Raw genomic sequence first — 23,762 nt, 5'->3', positions numbered from 1 at the left:
AATACTCCCCTGCCCGGTTCTAGCGGTATCCGGCCAGATCGATAGCCGTGTTGCATTTTTGACTGACGGATGGCTGCGCCTTCAACAGGCAGCGAAGAATATGTCCGCCTCCCGCCTTGACACCCTTGCAATACTGCGCCGCGTCGCGCTGGCAAAGATCCGGGGCTGCGGCTTGCGCGGCAAGGCGCGCCTGAATCAGCGAAATGACCACCGTGCGGTCGGCGTTGCACTTCTGCGAGACCTTGGCCTGGTTCTTCTCCAGGCAGGAGGTGATGCCGTTGTTCGCCAGCGTCGCGGACGCACAGTATTTGGCGATATCGCTGCCGCAGCTTCCTGCGAGAATCTTGATTGCGTCCGCGAAGCCCACGGTCTGGGCCTGGGAAGCTGGCGCGGTGGCCAGAAAAAGCCCGATGGCGAGCGCGAAAATCAAACGTCCCATTGTCCTTGTCTCCCTTGGGAAGGCGTTGAGTTGCGGCCGAGTGTTTCAGGAGATGCCCACAACTTCAAGTCTTTCCATCGAAACGATGCCTGAGTCGTTGCTCCGGGCCAATCTTGACAGGACGCCGCGAATATCGTCACTCGCCGGCAACATTCACTGCCGGGATCCCTTCATGTCTGTCACCCTTGAGTTGAAACGTCTCGACCATGGCCGGGACCTGCCATTGCCCGCCTATCAGTCGGCGCTTGCCGCCGGCCTCGATCTGCTTGCCGCCGTCGAGGCACCGGTGTCGCTTGCGCCCGGTGACCGCGCCCTGATCCCGACCGGTTTTGCCATGGCCTTGCCGGCAGGGTTCGAGGCGCAGGTCAGGCCCCGGTCGGGCCTGGCGGCCAAACACGGGGTCACGGTCCTGAACACGCCCGGCACGATCGACGCCGACTATCGCGGCGAGGTGAAGGTCATCCTGATCAACCTCGGCAACGAGCCGTTCGAGGTCAGCCGCGGCGAGCGCATCGCCCAGATGGTGATCGCGCCGGTGCTTCAGGCACGGATCCTGGAAGTCGAAACCCTTTCCGATACTGCGCGTGGGGCGGGTGGCTTCGGCTCCACCGGCCGCGTCTGACAGGATACTCAGGTGATGGGAAAACCGGCCCCGGGCCTTGTCATTTTCGACTGTGACGGTGTTCTCGTCGATACGGAAAGGCAGGCCAACGCCATCATGGCCGCGATGGTAAGCGAACTCGGCCATCCGATGACCGGACCGGACTGCCAGAAGCAGTTCATGGGCCGGACGCTGGAGGATGTGCAGCGCCTGGTCGAGGAATTGACCGGCAGGACCCTCCCGGCGGACTGGCCCGAACAGGTTCGGGCCCGCGATCTGGAAAGCTTCCGTGCCGGCGTCTCGGCGATCCCGGGTGTCGCCGCTGTGCTTGACCATCTGGATGCTGCGGGCGTGCCCTTTTGCGTCGGCTCCTCGGGCAAATATGAAAAGATGCGCACGACCCTTGGCAGCGCCGGCTTGCTGCCGCGTCTGGAGGGCCGGCTGTTTTCCGCGCAGGACTGCGCCCGGGGCAAACCGGCACCGGATGTCTTTCTGTTGGCGGCACGCGGAATGAACCATGCGCCGGAGACATGCGTCGTCATCGAGGACAGTCTGCCCGGGGTCCGGGCCGCCGCTGCTGCCGGGATGCGCGTATTCGCCTTTGTGGAGGATCCTACCTGCGACCGCGCGGCGATGATCGAAGCCGGCGCGGTTCTGTTCGAGGCCATGGCGGATCTGCCGGGCCTGCTGTTTTCCAAGACCTGAGGGTTTTCTGGAAAATGGTTTTACGGCAACCGCCGCAAAGGCATTTTCCGCCTCTTATAACCCGTCCGGTGCCGTACTATCTTAGCGCCACGGAAAATGAACGATGCCGGTCCGCCAGACGTCCGGCCAATTTGGGAGAAAAGCCATGACCAGGAAGACCGAAGGCCGCGGAAAGATCTATGGCTCGATAACGGACACCATCGGCGATACTCCGATTGTCCGGCTGGACCGGCTGGCGAAGGCCCATGGCGTCAAGGGCAACCTGCTGGCGAAGCTGGAATTCTTCAACCCGATTGCCAGCGTGAAGGACCGGATCGGCGTGGCCATGATCGAAGCGATGGAAGCCGACGGCCGGATCGTGCCGGGCAAGACCACCCTGGTCGAGCCGACATCCGGCAACACCGGTATCGCGCTGGCTTTCGTGGCCGCCGCGAAAGGCTACCGGCTGATCCTGGTGATGCCTGAGACCATGTCTGTTGAACGGCGCAAGATGTTCAAGATCATGGGCGCGGAACTGGAACTGACCGAAGGGCCGAAGGGCATGAAGGGCGCCATCGCCCGCGCCGAGGAGTTGCTGGGTGAGATCGAAGGCTCGGTGATGCCGCAGCAATTCGAGAACGCCGCCAACCCGGAGATCCACCGCAACACCACCGCCGAGGAAATCTGGAACGACACCGACGGCGCGGTCGACGTGTTTGTTTCCGGCATCGGTACCGGCGGCACCATCACAGGCGTCTCCCAGGTGCTGAAACAGCGCAAGCCGGGCGTTCATGTGGTCGCGGTGGAACCCGTCGACAGCCCGATCCTTTCCGGCGGCACGCCCGGACCGCACAAGATCCAGGGCATCGGTGCGGGCTTCGTGCCGGGAATTCTCGACACTTCGGCCTATGACGAGGTTCTCACCGTCGCCAACGAGGACGCCTTCGCCATGGCCCGAGAAGTGGCAAAAACCGAGGGCGTACCGGTCGGGATTTCCTCCGGTGCGGCGCTGACCGCCGCCATCCGGGTCGGACAGCGCGAAGGCATGGAAGGCAAGAACATCGTCGTGATCATTCCTTCCTTCGCCGAACGTTATCTGTCGACAGCGCTGTTCGAAGGACTGTGATCCGAACGGCCCCGCGGATGTCTGATCCCGCGGGGTCTATTCATCTTTGCGCCGGTGAAGCACCCGCCCGATGGTGTTCATGAGAAGTTGCGCCGCGAGGGTGCTGGTGGAGCCGGTCGGGTCGTAGTCCGGCGCGACTTCCACCAGGTCGATGCCGGCGATGGTGCCGCGCCTGGCCAGCCCGTCGATCAGTTCCAGCACTTCGTAATAGAGAAAGCCGCCATGGCTGGGTGTGCCCGTGCCCGGCGCGATGGAGGGATCGAAGGCGTCGATGTCGATCGTCAGGTAGTAGCGGCGTCCTTCCGGAATCCGCGCCAGCATGCCGTCGATGCCAAGCCGGCGCACATGGCGCACGGACTGGATGTCGGACCCCATGCGGCGGGCATCCTCATAGCCGTCTCGCGCCGTCGATGAAACATTGCGGATGCCGATCTGGGACAGGCCTGTCACATAGGGTTTTTCCGCCGCGCGCCGCATCGGATTGCCATGGCCGTAGCGCACGCCGTGGCGTTCGTCGACAAAATCCAGATGGGCGTCGATCTGCACGACGTGGACCGGTTCCTCGCCGTCAAACGCGTTGATGCAGGGGATGTTGACCGAATGGTCGCCGCCCAGCACCACCGGCAGGGCGCCGGCTGCCAGAATCTTGCGCACGCCGAACTCGATGCGGCGGTGGCTTTCGACCGTATCGGTGTGCACGATGTCGGCATCGCCCAGATCGACGATCCGGGTCGTTTCCGCCGGCAGATAGGTGATGTCGTCCTCGAAATCATAGGCCCCGGCGTGGCCGAAGGAAAACAGCGTCGAGGCTTCCCGGATTGCCCGGGGTCCCATCCGGGCACCGGAGCGCCACTGGGTGCCGAGATCGAACGGCGCGCCGAGCACGGCGACATCCGCGTCGATCGCGTCCCAGTCCGGCTGATACGGGTACTTGCCGAAAGTGCAGATGCCGACAAACGGCAGATCGAGCCGCCCGCCTTCATATCCGTGTGAGGCCATTCAAGATGCTCCTGCCGATGCTGTTCACGCGAATAGAGCATCTCGCGGCACGGCTGAAAAGAGGCCGTCCGCCGGGATCATTGTGAGGAATGGCTCGGGACCTGTCTTTCCATCCGCGTGGCCGATGCGAAACCGAACAGGGGTTTCAGGAGGCCGGTCTTTTGCGTGTCGACCGCTTTGAAACCGGAACGTTCGTACAGAGTTCTTGCGCGCGGGTTGGTATCGATGACATCCAGCCGGACACGGGACAGGTCACGGGTCCGGGCTTCTTCGCAGATGGCCTCCAGAAGGGCGCTGCCGATACCTTTGCCGCGCGCGGACCCGGCAACGAAAATGCCGTCCATGAGCAGGCAGCCCGGCTCGACGGCGCGGTCGAGCAGGTCCAGCAGCACTCCGCGCCAGAGCCCGCCGAAGGGACCATAGATCGACGCCATGTCCGGGAGGCCGCCGCCGATCAGGGCGCCGTCCCGGGTCTTGTAGCCGGCGAGGCCCAGAAGGGTGCCGTCACCGTCGGTGGCGCTGACCGCAAAACGCGGGTCGAGGAGACGCGCGATCAGGCGCAACGCCTTGTCTTCCGGCGCCAGGATCCTGCCGAGCTTGCCGGAAAAGGCGGCCCAGAAAAGACGCGCGGCCACGGGCCGCTGGGCCTCGGGGAACCCGGCCGCAACGCGGATGTCGGCTTGCATGGGCAGCCTCTATCGAACAATCACCGCGGTTCCGGTGGCGCTGACCATCAGCATGGACCCGTTCTGGCCGACGGTCTCGTAGTCGAGATCGACGCCGATCACGGCGTTGGCGCCCATGGCCCGGGCCTGCTGGCACATTTCGTCGACGGCTATCTTGCGTGCCTTGGCCAGTTCTTCCTCATAAGCGCCGGAGCGGCCGCCGACAATGTCGCGAATGCCGGCGAACAGATCCTTGAAGAGGTTCGCCCCGAGGATCGCCTCGCCGGTCACCAGACCCTTGTAGTCCAGATCCTTGCCCTGAATGGTGTTCGTGGTGGTGACAAGCATGCCGTTCTCCCTGATTGCAGCGCAGATCACGGAGATGGGAAGCGGGCGGGCCCAATGCAAGCAACCCCGGGCGTTGGCGTGCATGCCGGGCCCGCGGTGGAGCCGGGTCAGAGCACCTGCATCAGGATTGTTGTCAGGGTCAAAAGGGTCGCCGTCGCGACCGCCAGCGTGAACAGCGTCAGCTCAACCGGGCCGGCCTCACCGCCGCGTTGCAGGCGCCGGGGAAACCCGTCCGGGTTCGAGAACGACTTTTCCGGCTCGTCCGGCCTGTCTGTCAGTTTCATCTCGTTGGCCAACCACAGGGTTCCGCTGTGTCGTTTCAGCAGCCCGTCTGCCCCGGGTTCGGGAGGACAGGCGTCACGGGCGCGGCAGTTCCGCGGCTCCGACGGGCGCACCGGAGCTTCACGTTGCGGCATTCTTGCACGCATATCCTAACAAGACGCTTATCGGTGCCCGGTTGGTGGCGCCGACAATGCGGGGTGTGGTCATTTCCATATGGTGCGGAGTCGATCGGGTTGACCTCGGGAGGAGCAAACCGTTTCAAACCAGTGCGACCTCTTTTGCAGGTCCGGACCCTAACTCAGACCTGCGGCCTTCCTGAGTGCGGCGTTGATACGGTCCTGCCAGCCGGGGCCGTCGTCCTGGAAATGTTCCAGAACATCCCGGTCGAGGCGCACGGACACTGTCTCCTTGCCCACGGGCATCGCCGTTCTGACCGGTCTGGGCGTTTCTTCGACCGGCTTTGTCGTCGCCGATTTGAACAGGGCTTCGGCCTGTTCGATGGCGGTGGTATGTCGGCGGGGCGGACGAGCCATGATCTGTTTCCAATGCGTGAGAATGTATCGCCCAGCATAGCTCGAAACCTCGGGCGTACGGAGATTAAAATGATGTTGTCAGGCCAGCCTTGCCGTGCGGACCGTAAAGCCGAAGGCCTGATCCATCACGCCGCCCGGCGGGACCGGTCCTCGCCGCGGTAGCTCAGGGCTTCGGCAAGGTGGATTCGGCCGACCTGGTCGACAGTGTCGAGATCGGCCAGGGTGCGCGCCAGCTTCAGGACACGGTGGTAGCCGCGGGCGCTGAGCGCCATGCGTTCGGCGACATCGCGCAGGAACGCCAGGCCCTTGGCGTCGGGCCGGGCCAGGGTCTCGACGGCGGATGCGGGTGCCTGGGCATTTGTCCGGCAGGCGATGCCGAGCTCAAGGAAACGCTCCAGCTGGATTTTCCTCGCGTCCGCCACGCGGGCGGCAACGGTGGCGGAGCTTTCGCTTGCGGCCGTGCCGATCAGATCGGCGGCGGTCACCGCCGGAACCTCGATCCTGACGTCGATCCTGTCGAGCAGCGGGCCGGAAATCCGGGCCTGATAATCGGTCACGCAGCGTTCGCCGCGGCGGCACTGGTGGCCCGGCTCGCCCGCATGGCCGCAACGGCACGGGTTCATGGCGGCCACCATCTGGATGCGCGCCGGATAGGTGACCCGGTGGTTGGCGCGGGCAATCACCGCCTCGCCGGATTCCAGCGGCTGGCGCAGACTGTCGAGCACCTGGGGTGTGAATTCGGGCAGTTCGTCCAGAAACAGGACGCCGTTGTGGGCGAGCGAGACTTCCCCGGGCCGGGCCTTCAGGCCGCCACCGACCAGCGCCGCCATGGAGGCGGAATGATGCGGTGCCCGGAACGGCCGCCGGTCGGTCAGCTTGCCTTCGGCCAGTTCTCCCGCCAGCGAGGCGATCATCGAGACTTCCAGAAGCTCGCGCGGGGTCAGTGGCGGCAGGATCGACGGCAGCCGGCTGGCCAGCATGGACTTGCCCGATCCGGGCGGGCCGGTCATCAGCAGATTGTGGCCCCCGGCGGCGGCAATTTCGAGCGCCCTGCGGGCTGTTTCCTGGCCCTTGACCTCGGCGAGATCCGGCAGCGGCCCGGCATTGCCGTGCAATTTCGCGACGGGACGGCTGAGCACCTGCGTGCCCTTGAAGTGATTGGCAAGCTGAATGAGGGAACGAGGTGCCAGAATGTCCATGTCCCTGTCGGCCCAGGCGGCTTCGCTGCCGCTGGCCGCGGGGCAGATCAGGCCCTTGCCGAGGGCGGACGCCCCCATGGCCGCCGGCAGCACACCTGCGACAGGAGCCAGGGTGCCGTCCAGGCCGAGTTCCCCCAGAACGGCGTAGCCGTGGAGAAATTCGGCAGGTATCGCGCCGATGGCGGCCATGACCCCGAGCGCGATCGGCAGATCGTAATGGGAGCCTTCCTTGGGCAGGTCCGCGGGCGCGAGGTTGACCGTGACGCGCTTGGCCGGCAGGGCCAGACCCGACGCGGACAGCGCTGCGCGCACACGCTCCCGGCTTTCGCCGACCGCCTTGTCCGGCAGGCCGACCACATTGAAGGCGACCATGCCCGGGCCGACATGCACCTGCACGTCCACCGGCACGGCCTCAATGCCCTGAAAGGCGACTGTGGTGACCTTGCTGACCATGTCCGCGCTCTTCGATCTATCTACCTGAAAGGGTGTCGAAGACAAGCACACAACGGCAGGATGTTCAAGAACAAATATGGAACAAAAAGGCCGAGCCTGACGTCGGGCGAAACCGGAGACGCAGCGGAAGCCGCTATGGCGTCAACCGGATATCCGGCAGGGCAGTGGAGAATGTCAGCAGGTCCGATCAGGAGCGGATCAGGACGCCAGGGTGCGGCGCCAGTTGCCGGTGGGACCGCCTGTGCGGGACAGGACGTCGCTCAGATATTCGGGAATACAGAACCTGTCGCTCGTTTCCAACCGGTTGACCTCGAGCCATTTCGAGACCAGCTCGATCATCTTGTCCGGGTCTTTTTCATACATGGCCCGGCACAATTCCATGTCGAGGCTGGCACCGGTCTTGGTTGACGTGGCGATAATCATGGATCCAATCACACGTATACTGACAATCATAGCGTGTCATGATCTTGCATGCACTTAATGAGAATTGCCAGCAATTAGCGGTTATGCGAAATCGGATGACCATAACCGGCTGTTATGGCAACCGCGCTGCCGCCGCGTCTGAAATTCTGACTGCCGCCAACCCGCAGCACATGAGCCCGGCGGCGAAAAACAGCATGGAATGTCCGGTCACCGGGATCAGGAAACCGCTCAGGACCGGCCCGACCCCCTGGCCCAGGGAGAGCAGAAAGAAGGTGAAGCCGAAGCCGACGGAGGGCGCCGCGCGGAAAATCCGCATGCTCCACATGCCGAGCAGGGCGGTCATCACGATGAAACCCGCACCGAAACAGGCGGCGGACAGGTAGATGCCAATCCTGGTTTCGACCAGCAGCGGGAGTGTGCCGACAGATGCACCGACCAGGATCGCGAGCAGGCGATAGGTGCCGCCGAGGCCCCAGCGGTTGACCAGACCGCCCGCGAAGCAGCCGGTGACGCCCGCGATGCCCAGGACGATCCAGAAAAGGACCGCGTCGCGGGGATTGCCCGTCAGCATGGTCAGCAGTTCCACCGCATAGGTCCAGTAGACCGCGGTGACGACACCGAACAGAAACGCCGACACGAAGAGTGTCCGGGCGGTCCTGTCCATCAGGATCCGGAGCGGCACCGCCCGCGGGCCGGTTTCGGAATGCACGTTGCGACGCGGCAGCGCGAGCGCGTTCCAGAAGGTGATCGCAAGCGCCAGGGCGGCAAAGACCAGCCAGGCCAGGCGCCAGTCTCCACCGGCATAAAGGGCCAGCGGACCGGCAAAGGCGACCCCGAATCCGGTGCCTGAATTGATCCAGGCATAGACGACATTCTGCCGGCTCGCCTCCGTGTGCCGGACGATGACATCGGAAAACGGAGGATAGGCGAGGCCCGGACTGGTGCCGGCCACAAACACGCCGGCGGCGAGGACGGCCGGTGTCGGCGACCAGGCGATCAGGCCCATGCCGACGGTCGCCGCAATTCCGCCGAGCAGGATCGGCAGCCGTGGTTCGAACACGGTCGACAGCCAGGAACCGGTGAAGGTCGCCGCGAGATAACCCATGTAGGACAGGCCGGCAATCAAGCCGATCAGTTCGGACGACAGCCCGAATTCCTGACGGATATCGGGCAGAAACAGGCCGAAACAGTAGCGTGCCAGACCATAGGTGACCGCGACGATGGCCAGTCCCGCAGCGGTCAGGCCACGGGTCTGATTCCGGTTCATCTCATACCCGGCGGGAGAGCTGGAAGTGAAGTGTTTGGTCATCCGTACAGCTCTCGCCGACTATGCTGAAATGGCCGCCTTCCAGCCTGTAGTGGCGGTACTGGTCGAGGCTGAGTTTCAGGCAGAAGTTGGAAACATGCAAGTTTCTTCCATTGATTGCGTTTGCGTATTCCTCGGCGAGAATGGCGACATGCGCGCACTGACCGTCCCGGATCGCGACCGGCAGCAGAAAGAACCTGTTCAGGGTCGGCAGGGTCCGGTCGACTGTCCGCTCGAAGGCAATGCGCGAAAACCGCTGCATGGCCGGGTGAGCGTAGAACCCGGAGATCTTGTCGATCTGGTTGGCGACATAGAGTTGGCTTTCCGACAGCAGAAGGTCGCCGGGACGGGCGATGTTGCGAAGCCAGTCATTGACGATGAAGGGGTCGTCGTTGCCCTCCTGAAAACCGAGCATCGTGACCACCGCCGGCGCGTCACTGTCCTGGACTTCCTCGGCCAACCGGAACGAGTCGAAGGAGGCGGTGACGAACGAAAGTGGTGTGTCCGGCAATATGTCCTTCAGCGCCGCTTCCATGGGGCCGGACGACTTCGGGTTGATGTCGACGGCGATATAGCGTTCGACGGTGACACCGAGCCCGAGCAGGGTCATGAGAATGAAGCGCGTCTTGACCGGTTCCGGGCCGAGTTCGACATAGATCAGCGGTTCGCCTTTGACCGCATCCGCGATCGCCCTGCAACTCTGTTCGAGCGCGTCCCTGAACGCGCGCCCGCTCGCGCCCGATTGTCCCAGCGTGTCCGATGAAAGTCCGGCTTCGTTCAACTGGCGCATCAGCTGAAAGACTTCGTCCAGGTGACCGGTCGCTGTCTCCGCGGTGCCGGCATTGGTGTATTTCAGCCTGTTGTCCTGGGTCAGGATGCAATCGAGACTGAATTCTGTGTGAGCGGCAATCGCCCGGTGAACCTTCTGCTGCAATGAGGCTTCCAAAAGGGAGGCACGGTGATCTGTCCGATGCTCCGGCTGGCCGAAGGAAAGCGCTAAAGTCATGGCTGATACCTGTTTTTGACGAATGAGAATTCCGGATTACGGTATTTTTGACCATGTCTAAAATTTATAATTGAAGCGCGTCATAATAGAACGTTATGATTGTTCGCGTTTGACTGGTGGTGTTCGCAGGCGTGTGACCTGTTGAAACGGAGACGGGAACATGACGATCGGCCGGTTTAACATCGAACTTCTGGAAGCCTTTGTCGCCGTCGCGGAGGCCGGCAACGTGACCCATGCGGGCACACGCCTCAACCGGACCCAGCCCTGTGTCAGCACCCAGTTGCGGCGGCTGGAGGAACGCGTCGGCAAACCGCTGATCGAGCGCAACGCGCGCACCATGGACCTCACGCCCGCGGGGCGGATCCTCTATCAGCACGCGACGGAAATCCTCAGATCCCATGAGGAGGCGCGGCTGCGCCTGTCCGCGCCCGAGCTGACCGGCACGGTCCATGTCGGGTTGCCGGAGTGGTATGCCACCGGCCAGCTGCAGTCGATATTCTGCAATTTCGTGCGCATTCATCCCAATGTGAAACTGGAAATGACGGTCGCCGACAGCGCCACCCTGCACGACATGCTGAATGCCAACGAGATCAACCTGGCGATCGCTCTGGTCTCCCAGGGCAAGCCCAAGCCCGGCGAGTTGGTCGAGGAACCATTGCACTGGGCAGTCAGCGACACCTGCCAGTTGAGCGATCCGTTGCCGCTGATCCTGTTTCCCGAACCCTGTCCGTTTCGCGAGATTGCCTTCAGCGCCCTCGCCCGGTCCGGAAGGCAATGGTACGAGCGCATCACCACGACCAGCGTGGCCGCGGCCCAGGTTGCCGTCCTGTCCGGCGCGGGCATCTCCTGTCTGCCCTCCGGCGCTATCCTTGAAGGCTTCAAGCTGCTGAAGGAGCAGGACGGGTTTCCGGCACTGCCGGCAACGCAGCTTGCAATCTACACGCAGTCGTCGTCCCAGTCGCCGATCGTCGACTATCTGGAAGACCACCTGAGCGAGCTGTTGCAGAACACCATCGCGCCGCGCTCCGCGCTCGCCGGCAAGATGACACCGGATCTCAGGGTGGTGTGACCTGACAGGAGACCACCGGCACCGGTCACCGCAGGTCCCGAAAACGAATCACTGGTGGCGTTTCGCGCCGTCATGACCGGCGGCGGAGAGACGATTTTCGGAGACTCCTGGGTCATCGTATTGTTTCATTCGTATATTTGAATGCAATTTGCAGGCAGTGGCGCCTGGTTTTGGGATCGAAAATTGCATTTTTAACGGTTCATTCAACTTCGGTTGCCAGTTTTCCTTGAAAAACTGGAGCGACCATGAAGACGATCAGAGCAAAATTGACCGTATTGTTTGTTGTCCTGGCACTCGTCGGCGCCGGGTCGGCGCTCTCCATCAGCGAGTTTCTGACCTCCGGACTCACTGATATGGCACTCGACCGGGAAGTGACCGCCGCCGAGCGGGCTCTTCACTCACGCATCCAGGCGGACAGCCGGCAGGCCCTGCTGATGGCCGCGGTCGTCGCCGGCCAGAGCGGTGTCCGGGAAAAGCTTGCCGCCGGCGACCGGGATGGCCTGGCGGCGGAGTTCGTTCCGGCGTTCGCAGGTCTGAAGACTGCCTATGACATCCGCCAGTTCCAGTTTCATCTGCCGCCGGCGGAAAGCTTCCTGCGGGTTCACAAACCTGAAAAGTTCGGCGACGACCTGTCCGGCTTCCGCCATACCGTGGTGGCGACCAACACCAAGGGACAGACAATTTCCGGACTGGAAAAAGGCGTTGCGGGCCTCGGAAACCGGGGCATCGCTCCGATCGTTCACGACGGCGCCCACGTCGGCTCGGTGGAATTCGGCCTGAGCTTTCATGAAAAATTCGTCGAGCAGTTCACCAGGGAAACCGGGGTTCCGCTCGCGGTCGTGATCGACACGCCGGACGGAGCCAAGGTGATCGGCTCGCGTCTTCCGGACGGGATCGACCCGCTGACCGCCCTGGTGGATCTCGCCAGCGGCCCGGCAACGGATGCGAGTGGCCGGTATCACCTCGATGCGCTCTCGCTGAAGGATTTTTCCGGCAAGAAGGCCGCGTCCGCCATCCTCGCGATCGATCAGACGCCTTACACAGCCATCCGCAATTTCGGACGGGTGCTTGGCGCCGGTGTGGCCGTCGCCCTTCTGGCGATCGCGGCAGCGGGTGTCTATTACGCTTATTGCAGCGTGTTTGCGCCTCTTCAGGTGGTCACGCAGCAGATCTCGGAGCTCGCCGAGGGCAATGCGGATCAGGAAATCCGCGGCATGCAGCGGATCGACGAGGTCGGCGACATCGCCCGCGCCGTGGACGTGTGCTGCGCCAACCGGCGGTCGCAAGTGGAACTCGAGGGTGAGAAATCCCGCGAAGACGAAAACCGGAAGCAGCGCCAGAACACGGTCGAAACCCTGATCGCCGATTTCAGGACCAGGTCTGCGGAAATGCTGTCGTCGGTGACCCAGGTGAACGGTGAACTGCAGGACACCGCCGCGCTGCTGGAAGGCGTCGCCTCGTCGAGTGCGAGCCAGGCGGAAGGCGCGACGCACGCCTCCGAGGAAGCCGCGTCCAATGTGGAATCCGTCGCCGCCGCCACCGAGGAACTGGAATCGTCGACCAGGGAAATCGCTCAGCAGGTCGAGCGCACCACCGGTGTCATCGATCAGGCAACCGCCGATGTCCAGGACACCAACGAGAAGATCTCCGGACTGGCAACCGCCGCCGGCAAGATCGGCGAAGTGGTCACCCTCATTCAGGCAATCGCCGAACAGACCAATCTCCTGGCGTTGAACGCCACCATCGAGGCGGCCCGCGCGGGCGAGCTCGGCAAGGGCTTCGCCGTTGTTGCCGCCGAGGTCAAGGAACTGGCGACCCAGACATCCAAGGCGACGGAAGAGATCTCAAGCCAGATCGGCGGCATCCAGGCCTCCACGGATGCGGCTGTTGGCGCGATGAAGGGGATTTCGGCGACGATGAACGACGTCAACGAATACACTTCTGCCATCGCCAGCGCGGTGACCGAACAGACTGCGGTGACCTCCGAAATCAGCCGCAACATTCAAGGGGCCGCGCAGCAGACCAAGACCGTCGTCGGGAACATGAACGAACTCGACAATGCCGTCACCGAAACCAACACGTCCTCGGGCACTGTCAAGGCGAAGGCGGGCGAAGCGGTTCAGATCACCGACGACATGCAGGCGGAGATCCAGCGGTTCCTCACTGCAGTCGAGGCGGCCTAGATTAAGAAACGCCCTGGCTTGTTGACAACCTCACAGCGTCATTCCGGCCGGTCTGCAGCGCAGCTGCATGGCCAGAGCCGGAACCCAGCGCGTCTTTACTTATGATTTCAGAGGCTTGACTTGATCTGGTGCTCGCTTTCGCTCGCGCTGACACGCTGGGTGCCGGATCAGCGCTCAGCGTCGCTGCACTTGTCCGGGAGGACCAACGGAGAGCCTGTCAACGGTCTGGGGCGTTTGAGAAACACCCCAAAATGCTCTGACACTCGGAGATCGATCAGCGGTCCCGGGGGACCAGACCTCGGCGAGGAACCCCATGCAGGAAGACGGCGCACGACAGTGTGACCAAGCCGGCCACGGTCCGTAGATCAAGGCGAAATCCTGATGCCCCATGGTCGTTAGTGCGCCTCGTCCCAGTTGTCGGCAGCGCGGGCGTCGACCTGGAGCGGGACGGACAGTTTCAGCGTCGGGTCGCAGGCGTTTTCCATGACATCGCGGATCACCGGCAGCGTGGCGTCGACCTGATTGTCCGGCACTTCGAAGATCAGTTCGTCGTGCACCTGAAGCAGCATCTGTGCGTCCAGTTTCGAATGCGTCAGCCGGTCCTCCATGCGCACCATGGCCCGGCGCAGGATATCCGCTGCCGAACCCTGGATCGGTGCATTGATCGCGGCGCGCTCGTAGAAGGCGCGCATGTTCGGGTTCTTGGTGTTCACGTCCGGGTAATGGGCCTTGCGGCCGAAGAGGGTGGTGACGAAACCATCCGCGTGAACCTGCTTCTTGACTGCTTCCATATAATCCTTGATGCCGGGGAAGCGTTCGAAATAGGTCTTGATGTAGTCCCCTGCCTCGCCGCGCGAAATGCCGAGCTGATTGGCGAGGCCGAATGCGGAGATGCCGTAGATGATGCCGAAGTTGATAGCCTTGGCCCGCCGGCGCACCATCGGATCCATGCCCTCGATCGGCGTGCCGAACATTTCGCTGGCCGTCATGGCATGAATGTCGAGCCCGTCGTCGAAAGCCTGCTTCAGTTGCGGAATGTCGGCCATATGGGCGAGCACGCGCAGCTCGATCTGGCTGTAGTCGGCCGAGATCAGCTTGTGGCCCTTTTCCGCGACGAAGGCCTTGCGGATCTTGCGGCCCTCTTCCGTCCTGACCGGGATGTTCTGCAGGTTCGGTTCGGAGGAGGACAGGCGCCCGGTCGTGGTCGCCGCGAGCGCATAGGACGTGTGCACCCGGCCCGTTTCCGGGTTGATACGGCCGGGCAGCGCATCGGAATAGGTCGATTTCAGTTTCGAAAGCTGCCGCCAGGAGACGATTTTCGATGGCAATTCATGGCCTTCTGCGGCGAGGTCCTCCAGCACCTGGGCCGATGTCGACCAGGCGCCGGTCTTGGTCTTCTTGCCGCCGGGCAGGCCCATCTTGCCAAAGAGAATATCGCCGAGCTGCTTGGGCGAGCCGATGTTGAAGCTTTGCTCTGCGAGGTCGTAGATCTCGGCTTCCCGCGCGGCCATGCCTTGCGCGAAATCGCCCGACAGCCGCGACAGCATCTGCCGGTCGACGGAAATGCCGCGCTTTTCCATGCGCGCCAGCACCGGCACCATCGGCCGTTCCAGGGTCTCGTAGACCGTCGCCATATGCTCGCTGGCCAGCCGTGGCTTCAGGATCAGCCACAGGCGCAGGGTGACGTCGGCATCCTCGGCGGCATAGGCGGTCGCCTTGTCGACCGGCACCTTGTCGAAGGTGATCATCGACTTGCCGGAGCCGCAGATCTCCTTGAACGGGATCGGCTTGTGGTCGAGCCAGCGCTCCGAAAGCTCGTCCATGCCGTTGCCGCCCTTGCCGGCGTCGAGCGTATAGGACAGCAGCATGGTGTCGTCGTAGGGCGTGATGTCGACGCCGTAGCGGGTCATCACCAGCCAGTCGTATTTGAGGTTCTGCGCGATCTTGAGGACCGACCGGTCCTCCAGCATTGGTTTCAGGATCTCCAGCGCGTCGCTCAACGGGATCTGGCCCGCAACGAGGCCGCCACCGCCCAGAAGGTCGCCCTCGCCGTCGACATGGCCCAGCGGCACGTAACAGGCCTTGCCGGGCTCCGTCGACAGCGACAGGCCGACCAGATCCGCCTGCATGGCGTCCAGCGAGGTCGTTTCCGTGTCGAAGGCGACATAGCCCGTCTCGAACGCCGCCGCGCACCATTCCTTCAGCCGCTCGGCACTGGTGACGGTTTCATAGGCGCTGGAATCGACCGGGATCGCCCGGATGGTCTCGGCACGGGCGTCGGCCACGCTCCGCGGCACCATCAGGCCGTCCTTGCCGGGGGCTGTGTCCGCTGCGGCATTCGGACCCGCGCCGCTGTCCGCGTGCTCCAGGATCCGGCCCTTGTGGTCCGGCACGTCCCAGCCGGGAACCTCGAAGACAGCCGGCTCGACGCTTGCGGCATCGGCGCCGGTGGCTTCGGCCACCCGCTTGGTCAGGGTGCTGAACCCCATGGTCTTGAGAAAACCGACCGCCTTGGGACCGTCGAGGTCCCGCACCGAGAGCGCCGCGGCGGGCAGTTCCACCGGCACGTCCTGCTTCAGGGTGACAAGCTGCCGCGAAATCCGGGCCTGGTCGGCGAATTCAATCAGGTTCTCGCGCCGCTTGGTCTGCTTGATGGTGCCGGCCTGCTCAAGCAGGGCCTCCAGATCGCCGAACTCGTTGATCAGGAGTGCCGCGGTTTTCAGACCGATCCCGGGCACGCCCGGCACGTTGTCGACGCTGTCGCCGGCCAGCGACTGCACCTCGATGACCTTGTCCGGGCCGACGCCGAATTTCTCGAACACCTCCGCCTCGCCGAAGATCTTGTTCTTCATGGTGTCGATCATGCCGACCTTCGGGCCGATCAGCTGCATCAGGTCCTTGTCGCCGGAGACGATGGTGACGCGTGCGCCCTGCGCCGCAGCGTCGCGCGCATAGGTCGCGATCAGGTCGTCGGCCTCGAAGCCCGCCTGCTCGATGCAATGGACGGAAAAGGCCCGGGTCGCTTCGCGGATCAGTCCGAACTGCGGCACCAGGTCCTCCGGCGGATCGGGCCTGTGGGCCTTGTATTCCGGATAGATCTCGTTTCGGAACGTCTGCGCCGAATGATCGAAGATCACGGCGAAATGGGTCGGCTCGTCGCCCTTTTCCGGGGTCAGACCCTCCTGCAGCAGCTTCCACAGCATGTTGCAGAAGCCGGAAACCGCGCCGACCGGCAGGCCGTCCGGCTTGCGCGTCAGCGGCGGCAGCGCGTGGTAGGCGCGGAAAATGAAGGTGGAACCGTCGACCAGAATGAGGTGGTCGTCGGCGGTGAGGGCGGGGGCGGTTACTTGCGTCGACATGGCGCGGATCATGCCCGCAGCCCGCTCCGGAGAAAAGTCCTAAAGTTGAGAAATCCCGAATGGCGCACGCCTATCGCGACAGCCAATCGTTTCCGGACCTGCCGGACCGCTAGAGCAAAACACCGAAATGTCGGATTTGTGCTTTCGCGGAAAAAATAAATAGGCCATTATGCCCGGGCTTGGTTTTCCGTTCGGCACAAAGTGCCGGGAAACGAACAGGGAATTCGGACACGGTGGACCCAATCAGGGCTCCGGATGCCGAAGCCGCCCCCGCGACTGTATGCGGAGAGCGCCGGCCGGACATGCCACTTGCAGGCACCTGCAGGGAAGGCCCGGTCAAGCGCAACGACCCGCGAGCCAGGAGACCTGCCAAGCATCGACTCCAACCCGGCCGTCGGGTGTGACGGCAACGAGGACAATAAAATGACGACACAGACATACAAATCAAACCTGTCTATCGCCAGGATCGTACCGCTTGCCTTCGCCGTGGTGCTGGGCGTGGCGATCATCTCGATCACGGGCCATGTACAGGCCGGTGCCCTGCATGATGCGGCACATGATGTCCGCCATGCCACCGGATTTCCGTGCCACTAAAATGCTCACGCGAATTCTCGTCAGCGGCCTGTTCGCTGGCGCTGCGGCAGGTCTGATTGCGGCCCTGCTTCAGCTTTATTTCGTGCAGCCGGTCCTGCTTCACGCGGAACTTTATGAAACCGGGGAACTGGTGCATTTCGGCGCCGCGGCGGTCAGCGCCCATCAGGACGTCGGCGGTTTCGATGCGGTCCGAGATGGCCTGAGCATCGTCTTCACCATGCTGACCTATACCGGATATGCCTTCATCCTCATCGCCGGCATGGCAATCGCGGAAATGCGCGGTGCAAGCATCACGGCGCGGACGGGACTGATCTGGGGTCTTGCCGGCTTCGTGACGTTCCATTTCGCGCCGGGCTTCACGCTTGCCCCGGAAGTGCCGGGGGTGGCGGCGGCCGATGTCGGCGCGCGCCAGATCTGGTGGTGGACCACGGTCGCCACGGCCGGAGCCGGTCTGTGGCTGATCGCCTTCGGCCGCAACTGGCTGGCCTGGGGCACGGCGGCGGTCCTGCTGCTGGTTCCCCATGTCATCGGCGCACCCGAGCCGGAGGCGTTCACAGGACCGGTGCCGACCGAGATCGGTGCCCTGTTCGCCAGCCGTGCCCTTGGCGTCGGCATGGCGGCCTGGCTGCTGCTCGGCTGTTTCACCGGCTATTTCTGGCAGCGCGAAGGCGTACGGGCAGAAGCGGCGCAGCCGGCCTGACCGCAAATGCGACTGAATACCGGTCGGGCGGGACGTCACGTTCCGCCCGTTGTCTTTTCGGCTGAACAACTGGAATTCGAATGGAACGGTCTCTTGCACTCTTCGTCATCGGTCTGATTTTCGGGGGCGGCATCGGCTTTGTCACCGCCGCCGGCTACGGCGTCACGTTCGACGGACACGATCATGGCGACCCGACCGCGCACCAGGCCCATGCGCCCGCCGCACACCGGCCTGATGGCCATTCCGGGCACGACATTTCCGGCCACACCCACGACGAGCTTGTGTCCGTGCCGGCGGGGCCCGGTGCTCCGTCCGTGAAAATAGCCGTCACGCCGGATCCGGCGAGCGGCTTCAATCTCCACATCATGACGGAAAACTTCACCTTCGCGCCCGAACACGCCAGCCAGGAGCATGTTCCCGGAGAGGGCCACGCCCATGTCTATGTCAACGGCGAGAAGGTCGCCCGGCACTATGGTCCCTGGCTGCATCTGCCGGCGCTGCCTGAAGGCGAAGTGGTGGTTGAGGTGACACTGAACACCAACGATCACAAGATGCTCGCCGTCGGCGACAAGCCGCTCAAGGCGTCCTTGAAGGTGCGTGTGCCCTAACCGGCGCCAAGTGCCGGTATCCTTGCCCTGAGACACAGGCGCAGGCGTCCGCAGGGCCGGGCATCCTCGATCCAGCCGTTTTCGGCGGCAAGCCAGGCGCGGCCGGTCGCGACGATGTCGTCGATGTCTTGGGGAAAGGACAGGCCCGCGAACACCAGGGTCGCGCGGCCCTCCCCCTGAAACGCCAGCGAGACCGGCTGCTCGCACGCACCCATGCAGTCCACCGTCCCGACATCGAAGGCACCAATGAGCGCGGCGTCCAGCAGGGCGTTCCTCAACGCCGCAAGTGCGCCTTCGGCGACCGCTTCGGTCTCCTGTTGGCAGGTCCGGCAGACAAGAATGCGGTTCATTCCGCCGCCTGCGCCTGACGTTTTTCAGTGTAAGTGCCGGTCAGGTAGGCCCATTGGGGACGCCGGAACAGAAACCAGCCGAACCCGGTCCTCTGGACGAGCCAGAGCAGGATCATAGGGCTGACGGAGGCAACGATCGTCACGATCAGGGAGACCGTTCCGATATCCAGAATGCCGAGCTTCAGCAGGACGACGCGGGCAACACCCATCGGGAAGAAGAAGGCCAGATAGATGACGATGGAATTCCGGCCGAAATTCCGCAGGAACTCGAGCCGGCCCGAAGTGACGATGAGCGCGCTCGTCAGGATGATCGCGCCGGCGCCGGCCGCACCCAGGGCAAGGGCGATGCCGGGCAGCGCCGCCCAGCCGAGAGCGACCAGGCCGCCGTTCACGAGGCTCCAGACCAGCAGACAGCCGAGGCTGACACCGATGCGCGCCCGTGCCCACGCCGCCAGCGCGAAGATCCGCGGCGCAAAGATGAAACCGGCGTAAAAGAACACGTAGCGGGACGCGAATTCGTCGACCAGCAGCCAGTCGGTGTGAATCGGGGCCAATTGCAGCAGGGCGCTGCCCGCAAGCATGAGCTGCCAGGGCACGCCCCGGTCATGGGCCAGCTTGGTGACCACGAAGAAGACCGGCAGCATGTAGATGAACCACAGCGTGCCGAAAGGCTGGATGAAGCTGAGAAGATAGAATTCCAGCGCGCCCGCGGCGCCCATCTCGGCGGCGAACACAGGGGCCTTCACGGCGAACTGGATGGTCATCCAGAGCACGTAAAAATAGGCGAAATGCGCGACCTTGCGATCGAGATAGAGCTTCCAGTCGCGGGCGATGACATTGGACAGGAACAGCCCGGAGATCAGGAAGAAGTCCGGCATGCGGAACGGTGCGGCATAGGCGACGACGGCGTTCATCCAGCCGGTTTCTCCGGCTGCGGCCTCGACACCGAGCACCGAGTGCATCATCACCACGAACAGGATGCAGATGCCCTTGGCCGTATCCACCCAGTCGACGCGCTCAGCGGTCATTGTCTGCTGCCTTTTCTGCCGGTCGGAACGGTCGCCGCGCCCCTTCTGGAAGCAGTGCTACCCTCAACTGGTAAAAATTACGCATACGTCCGATGTCACGATTTGGTGACCGGAATCGGCTGGCCCGTCAGGGTTTTGTGGTGTCCGACCCTTCGTTCCAGGGACTGATCCTTGCCTGCGTTGTGTCGCCGGACGACGGCCCGCCATTTTTTTCCGACCAGTCTTCCTGGTCCAGGTCGACGACATGGTCGTCGGGCCGGTACGCGCCGGAACCGCCATTGACGATGACCACATTCGAGCGGGAAATGATGAACCGCGCCAGCGCCTCGCGAACCGGAGGGACGAACAGCAGCAGTCCCACGGCATCGGTCACAAACCCCGGAATAAGCAGCAGAATGCTGGCGAGCACGATCATGGCCCCCTGCATGGCCTCGTTGCCGGGGGCGCGGCCGGCGTCGAGCTCCTTCTGCATGCGCGTGAGCAGAGACAGGCCCTGCTGGCGCAGCATCAGCGACCCGGCCAGCGCCGTGATCACGGTCAGCAGGATCGTCGGAAAGACCCCGATCAGGCCTCCGATCCAGATGAATACGGCGATCTCGATCAGGGGCAGAAGAAGAATGGCGGCAATGATATAAAGTCCCACGGGACCTCCATCGTCTGATAGGCTATTTTCCATAAGGTAGACATTCAGTCACAAAAATGCGAGCTGCAGTGCTCGTGAAAGACGAACTTGGCACATATTCTGTCTTGCTCTTGGGTCTGGATGCTGGTTCAAGGACCCCTAAATAAGAACCTGACAGCCACAGCGTGATGGGCAGAGCTCACCGAACCAGCAGGGGGCGGCTCGCGTACCTCAGAAGGGTAACCGGAAGTTAAAATGAACGAGATTTTTGACCCGTTGAACCTCCTCCTCATGGGACTTGCGGTTTTCATCCTGTTCAGACTGAAGTCTGTGCTGGGCAAGCGTACCGGAAACGAGCGGCCGCCTTTCGACCCTTATTCCAAGACGGAAAAACAGGATGACCACAAGTCCGCCAACGGCCAGGACAATGTGATCCCGTTGCCGAACCAGGCGGGCCAGGAAACCGAACCCGTCGAAAACGGCGGACCGGGCGGCGAAGTGGTGATCGACAATGTCGCACCGGCCGGGTCCGCGCTCAACAGCGCGCTGAAGCAGATCCTGTCCGTCGATCGCAGTTTCGAGCCGGAGCCGTTCCTGGAAGGCGCGCGCTCGGCCTACGAAATGATCGTGATGGCCTTCGCCGACGGCGACAAGAAGGCGTTGAAGAACCTGTTGTCCCCCGATGTCTACGAGGGCTTCGTTTCGGCGATCGACGAGCGCGAGAAGCGCGATGAAACGATCGAATCAACTTTTGTGGGCATCGACAAGGCGGAAATCGTCGAAGCGGCCCTCAAGGGCTCGACAGCCCAGGTCACGGTCAAGATCCACAGCCAGCTGATTTCCGCGACACGTGACAAGGCGGGCGAGATCGTCGATGGCGATCCGGCGAAAGTGACCGAAGTGGTCGACATCTGGACCTTTGCCCGGGACGCGACCTCGCGTGATCCGAACTGGAAGCTGGTCGCGACCGAATCCGCCGACTGACCAGGATGCGCGGGATGTGGCCGGGTTCCGTTTCCCGCCGTGCCGCCGTTTTAAGGTGCGCGGTCGTGGCCGCGCCGCTTTTCTTTTCAGGAGCTGCTTCCGCCATGGTGCCAGGCCCGCAGATTCCGGATCACCTTGAAGAGACAGCTTTCGCCGATCTCCCGGGTTGGATCCGGGATGATCATGCACAGGCTCTGCGCAGCTTCCTGCGTTTCTGCGAAACGCCCGGAGCCCTGGGGGGCGGCGGGGCGTTTCCGTTCCTGGCAGCCGGGGACCTCGGCAGTCTTTGCGAACAGGCCCGGGAGACCGGCCGCGACAAGCCCGAAGCGGCCCGCGAGTTCTTCGAAAGCCGCTTCACACCGTACCGGATCGTCCGGAAGGGGTTTGTCACCGGCTATTTCGAGCCGGAACTCAAGGCATCCCGTGAAAGGACGGCGGATTTTCCGGTCCCGCTTCACAGGAAGCCCGACGGGCTGGAGACCGTAACCGACGCAAACCGGCCGGCGGACTGGCCCGATCATCTCAGCCATGGTCGCCAACGGGACCGCCAAACGGGTGAGGGTCTCGCCGAGATGCCCGATCGCGGCGCCATCATGGACGGAGCGCTGGACAACGAGCACCTCGAACTCGTCTGGCTCGCGGACCCGGTCGACGCCTTTCTGGTACATGTCCAGGGATCCGCGCGCCTGCGCCTTACCGACGGGTCGGTCATGCGGGTCGGCTATGCCGGCAAGAGCGGCCATCCGTATACCGGGATAGCGCGCCTGCTGGTCCAGCGTGGCGAAGGCACGCCCGAGGACTTTACCATGTCGGGCCTCAGGTCCTGGCTCGCACGGCATCCGGACAGGCGCGATGCGCTTTTCAGGGAAAACCGGTCCTACATCTTCTTTCGCGAAGTGACCGAGGTCGGGCCGGAACAGGGCCCGGTCGGAGGGGCAGGCCTGCCGCTGACCGCCGGCCGCAGCCTGGCGGTCGACCCCGGGCATATCCCCTATGGCACCCTGGTGTTTGTCGATGCCGAGCTCGACGATTTCGACAGCGGCGGGGCCTTCGCGCGCCTGATGGTGGCAGACGACACCGGTTCGGCGATCCGCGGTGCCGCGCGTGGCGACATCTTTGTCGGCTCCGGGACCTCGGCCGGCGAGATTGCCGGCGAGATCCGTCATGCGGCCGGGTTCACGGTGCTTGTGCCGAACCCGGTGGACGCACGCGGCACCGCGGCGATGGACTGACCGATGGCACGGCGTGGAAAAAAGGGGTCCCTGTCACCGGAAGACCGGGAATTGTGGGGCAAGGTTGCCCGGACGCTGACACCGCTCGATGCCGATCGTGCGCGCGAGTTTGAAAACGCGCTGGCCAAGACGAGCGATGCGGTCCCCGAGAAATCCGTCGAATCGCCTGGAACGGCAACGGCGATCAAGGCTCCCTCCGCCACCAGGCCGCCGAAAGCGCCGCTGCCGCTGCATCAACTGGAACACCGGTACCGTCGCAAGGTCGTGCGCGGCGTGAAGGCCATAGACGCCCGCATCGACCTGCACGGCCTGACCCAGCACCAGGCCCACGACCGGTTGCGTGGATTTGTCTACCAGGCCCAGGCGCGCCGGCACCAGATCGTGCTGGTGATCACCGGAAAGGGCGGGGGAAGTGACCACGCCTATATGGACGAGCGCGGCGTTTTGCGCAGAATGGTCCCCCAGTGGCTGTCGATGCCGGACCTGCGCTCCGTCGTGCTCGGATATGAAGAAGCGCATGCCAGTCATGGCGGCGCCGGCGCGCTCTACGTCCGCATTCGCAGAAAAAGGCTGGGACCGTGACACCGCTTGGAGCAAAGATCCGCGAGCTGAGGGCGAAACGGGATGTCTCGCTGAAGGAAATGGCGGCCGCCCTTTCGGTCTCCAGCGCCTATCTGTCCGCGCTCGAGCATGGCAAGCGCGGCAAGCCGACCTGGTTCCTGGTGCAGAGGATCATCACCTATTTCAACGTGATCTGGGACGAGGCGGAAGAAATCCAGCGGCTGGCGGAATTGTCCGACCCACGCGTCACCATCGACACCGCCGGCATGGATCCCAAGGCCACGGAGCTGGCCAATCAGCTTGCGCTCAAGATCGGCGGCCTGTCGGAAGGCTCGCTCGCCGCCCTTCTCCACCAGCTCCGCGTCGCCGCCGTCAAGGATGACGTCTAGAGCATGTTCCTGCCGAATG

The 23,762-nt window shown here is 63.5% G+C and carries 26 protein-coding genes and 1 riboswitch; of the genes, 12 read left to right on the top strand and 14 right to left on the bottom strand.

The features are described from left to right. Positions 1-19: 19 nt before the first annotated feature. A complete protein-coding gene (locus WNZ15_RS12425; RefSeq protein ID WP_342893300.1) occupies positions 20-439 on the bottom strand; it encodes a hypothetical protein in 420 nt (139 codons plus the stop codon). Positions 440-611: 172 nt separating this feature from the next. Between WNZ15_RS12425 and dut the strand changes: the two genes are divergently transcribed. The 3 genes from dut (at position 612) to cysK (ending at position 2,850) form a co-directional block, all read left to right on the top strand. Next, positions 612-1,061, top strand: a complete 450-nt coding sequence (gene dut, locus WNZ15_RS12420) for a dUTP diphosphatase (RefSeq protein WP_342893299.1) — start codon at positions 612-614, stop codon at positions 1,059-1,061. A gap of 15 nt (positions 1,062-1,076) precedes the next feature. After that, positions 1,077-1,745 (top strand): HAD family hydrolase, encoded by a 669-nt coding sequence (locus tag WNZ15_RS12415; RefSeq protein WP_342893298.1) that lies wholly within the window; start codon positions 1,077-1,079, stop codon positions 1,743-1,745. 145 nt (positions 1,746-1,890) lie between these two features. Next, complete coding sequence (gene cysK, locus WNZ15_RS12410; RefSeq protein ID WP_342893297.1) at positions 1,891-2,850, top strand: cysteine synthase A; 960 nt, start codon at positions 1,891-1,893, stop codon at positions 2,848-2,850. 36 nt (positions 2,851-2,886) lie between these two features. Here the strand turns inward: cysK and WNZ15_RS12405 are convergent, their stop codons facing one another. From WNZ15_RS12405 to WNZ15_RS12365, 9 genes are all read right to left on the bottom strand, one after another. Further along, positions 2,887-3,849, bottom strand: coding sequence for an agmatinase (locus WNZ15_RS12405; protein WP_342893296.1), 963 nt, complete (start codon positions 3,847-3,849; stop codon positions 2,887-2,889). 77 nt (positions 3,850-3,926) lie between these two features. Further along, positions 3,927-4,535 (bottom strand): GNAT family N-acetyltransferase, encoded by a 609-nt coding sequence (locus tag WNZ15_RS12400; protein WP_342893295.1) that lies wholly within the window; start codon positions 4,533-4,535, stop codon positions 3,927-3,929. 9 nt (positions 4,536-4,544) lie between these two features. Further along, positions 4,545-4,862 (bottom strand): heavy metal-binding domain-containing protein, encoded by a 318-nt coding sequence (locus WNZ15_RS12395; protein WP_342893294.1) that lies wholly within the window; start codon positions 4,860-4,862, stop codon positions 4,545-4,547. Positions 4,863-4,969: 107 nt separating this feature from the next. Next, positions 4,970-5,278 carry a hypothetical protein gene (locus WNZ15_RS12390; protein ID WP_342893293.1) on the bottom strand — a complete coding sequence of 103 codons (309 nt, stop codon included), beginning with the start codon at positions 5,276-5,278 and terminating at the stop codon, positions 4,970-4,972. A gap of 159 nt (positions 5,279-5,437) precedes the next feature. After that, positions 5,438-5,677: a BrnA antitoxin family protein gene (locus tag WNZ15_RS12385; protein WP_342893292.1), complete on the bottom strand. Its 240-nt coding sequence runs from the start codon at positions 5,675-5,677 to the stop codon at positions 5,438-5,440. 125 nt (positions 5,678-5,802) lie between these two features. Further along, on the bottom strand, positions 5,803-7,329 hold the full coding sequence (locus WNZ15_RS12380; protein WP_342893291.1) for a YifB family Mg chelatase-like AAA ATPase: 1,527 nt from the start codon (positions 7,327-7,329) through the stop codon (positions 5,803-5,805). Between the two features lie 198 nt (positions 7,330-7,527). After that, positions 7,528-7,752 (bottom strand): hypothetical protein, encoded by a 225-nt coding sequence (locus WNZ15_RS12375; RefSeq protein WP_342893290.1) that lies wholly within the window; start codon positions 7,750-7,752, stop codon positions 7,528-7,530. A gap of 112 nt (positions 7,753-7,864) precedes the next feature. Next, positions 7,865-9,019: an MFS transporter gene (locus tag WNZ15_RS12370; RefSeq protein ID WP_342893289.1), complete on the bottom strand. Its 1,155-nt coding sequence runs from the start codon at positions 9,017-9,019 to the stop codon at positions 7,865-7,867. A gap of 1 nt (position 9,020) precedes the next feature. Further along, on the bottom strand, positions 9,021-10,064 hold the full coding sequence (locus tag WNZ15_RS12365) for a hypothetical protein (protein WP_342893288.1): 1,044 nt from the start codon (positions 10,062-10,064) through the stop codon (positions 9,021-9,023). 160 nt (positions 10,065-10,224) lie between these two features. Here WNZ15_RS12365 and WNZ15_RS12360 point away from each other — a divergent pair, with 160 nt between their 5' ends. Both WNZ15_RS12360 and WNZ15_RS12355 read left to right on the top strand, forming a co-directional pair. Then, positions 10,225-11,133, top strand: coding sequence for a LysR family transcriptional regulator (locus tag WNZ15_RS12360; protein WP_342893287.1), 909 nt, complete (start codon positions 10,225-10,227; stop codon positions 11,131-11,133). 245 nt (positions 11,134-11,378) lie between these two features. Further along, positions 11,379-13,316: a cache domain-containing protein gene (locus WNZ15_RS12355; protein ID WP_342893286.1), complete on the top strand. Its 1,938-nt coding sequence runs from the start codon at positions 11,379-11,381 to the stop codon at positions 13,314-13,316. A 395-nt stretch (positions 13,317-13,711) separates the two neighbouring features. On the opposite strand, the gene polA is transcribed toward WNZ15_RS12355, so the two are convergent. After that, positions 13,712-16,687, bottom strand: a complete 2,976-nt coding sequence (gene polA / locus WNZ15_RS12350; RefSeq protein WP_342893285.1) for a DNA polymerase I — start codon at positions 16,685-16,687, stop codon at positions 13,712-13,714. A gap of 151 nt (positions 16,688-16,838) precedes the next feature. Further along, positions 16,839-17,064: riboswitch (cobalamin riboswitch) on the top strand. A gap of 34 nt (positions 17,065-17,098) precedes the next feature. Between polA and WNZ15_RS12345 the strand changes: the two genes are divergently transcribed. The 3 genes from WNZ15_RS12345 (at position 17,099) to WNZ15_RS12335 (ending at position 18,577) form a co-directional block, all read left to right on the top strand. Next, positions 17,099-17,269, top strand: coding sequence for a CbtB domain-containing protein (locus tag WNZ15_RS12345; protein WP_342893284.1), 171 nt, complete (start codon positions 17,099-17,101; stop codon positions 17,267-17,269). A gap of 1 nt (position 17,270) precedes the next feature. Next, positions 17,271-17,969, top strand: coding sequence for a CbtA family protein (locus tag WNZ15_RS12340; protein WP_342893283.1), 699 nt, complete (start codon positions 17,271-17,273; stop codon positions 17,967-17,969). 80 nt (positions 17,970-18,049) lie between these two features. Next, the gene (locus WNZ15_RS12335) at positions 18,050-18,577 is read left to right on the top strand and encodes a hypothetical protein (RefSeq protein WP_342893282.1); all 528 of its coding nucleotides are present in this window, start codon (positions 18,050-18,052) and stop codon (positions 18,575-18,577) included. Here the strand turns inward: WNZ15_RS12335 and WNZ15_RS12330 are convergent. From WNZ15_RS12330 to WNZ15_RS12320, 3 genes are all read right to left on the bottom strand, one after another. Further along, on the bottom strand, positions 18,574-18,927 hold the full coding sequence (locus tag WNZ15_RS12330; protein WP_342893281.1) for a DUF1636 family protein: 354 nt from the start codon (positions 18,925-18,927) through the stop codon (positions 18,574-18,576). The genes WNZ15_RS12335 and WNZ15_RS12330 overlap by 4 nt on opposite strands. Further along, a complete protein-coding gene (locus tag WNZ15_RS12325; RefSeq protein WP_342893280.1) occupies positions 18,924-19,955 on the bottom strand; it encodes an acyltransferase family protein in 1,032 nt (343 codons plus the stop codon). Before WNZ15_RS12325 ends, WNZ15_RS12330 begins: the two co-directional genes overlap by 4 nt. A 127-nt stretch (positions 19,956-20,082) precedes the next feature. Further along, a complete protein-coding gene (locus WNZ15_RS12320; RefSeq protein WP_342893279.1) occupies positions 20,083-20,598 on the bottom strand; it encodes an FxsA family protein in 516 nt (171 codons plus the stop codon). 234 nt (positions 20,599-20,832) lie between these two features. Here WNZ15_RS12320 and WNZ15_RS12315 point away from each other — a divergent pair, with 234 nt between their 5' ends. The 4 genes from WNZ15_RS12315 to WNZ15_RS12300 all read left to right on the top strand — a co-directional run bounded on the left by WNZ15_RS12315 (position 20,833) and on the right by WNZ15_RS12300 (position 23,743). Next, positions 20,833-21,561, top strand: coding sequence for a Tim44/TimA family putative adaptor protein (locus tag WNZ15_RS12315; protein WP_342893278.1), 729 nt, complete (start codon positions 20,833-20,835; stop codon positions 21,559-21,561). A gap of 104 nt (positions 21,562-21,665) precedes the next feature. Beyond that, complete coding sequence (locus WNZ15_RS12310) at positions 21,666-22,793, top strand: MltA domain-containing protein (RefSeq protein ID WP_342893277.1); 1,128 nt, start codon at positions 21,666-21,668, stop codon at positions 22,791-22,793. 3 nt (positions 22,794-22,796) lie between these two features. Beyond that, positions 22,797-23,375, top strand: coding sequence for a Smr/MutS family protein (locus WNZ15_RS12305; RefSeq protein ID WP_342893276.1), 579 nt, complete (start codon positions 22,797-22,799; stop codon positions 23,373-23,375). After that, positions 23,372-23,743, top strand: coding sequence for a helix-turn-helix transcriptional regulator (locus WNZ15_RS12300; protein ID WP_342893275.1), 372 nt, complete (start codon positions 23,372-23,374; stop codon positions 23,741-23,743). Before WNZ15_RS12305 ends, WNZ15_RS12300 begins: the two co-directional genes overlap by 4 nt. Positions 23,744-23,762: the final 19 nt, after the last annotated feature.

Source organism: Roseibium sp. AS2, assembly GCF_038900065.1.
GTDB lineage: Bacteria > Pseudomonadota > Alphaproteobacteria > Rhizobiales > Stappiaceae > Roseibium.
This window is presented reverse-complemented; position numbering and strand designations above follow the sequence as displayed.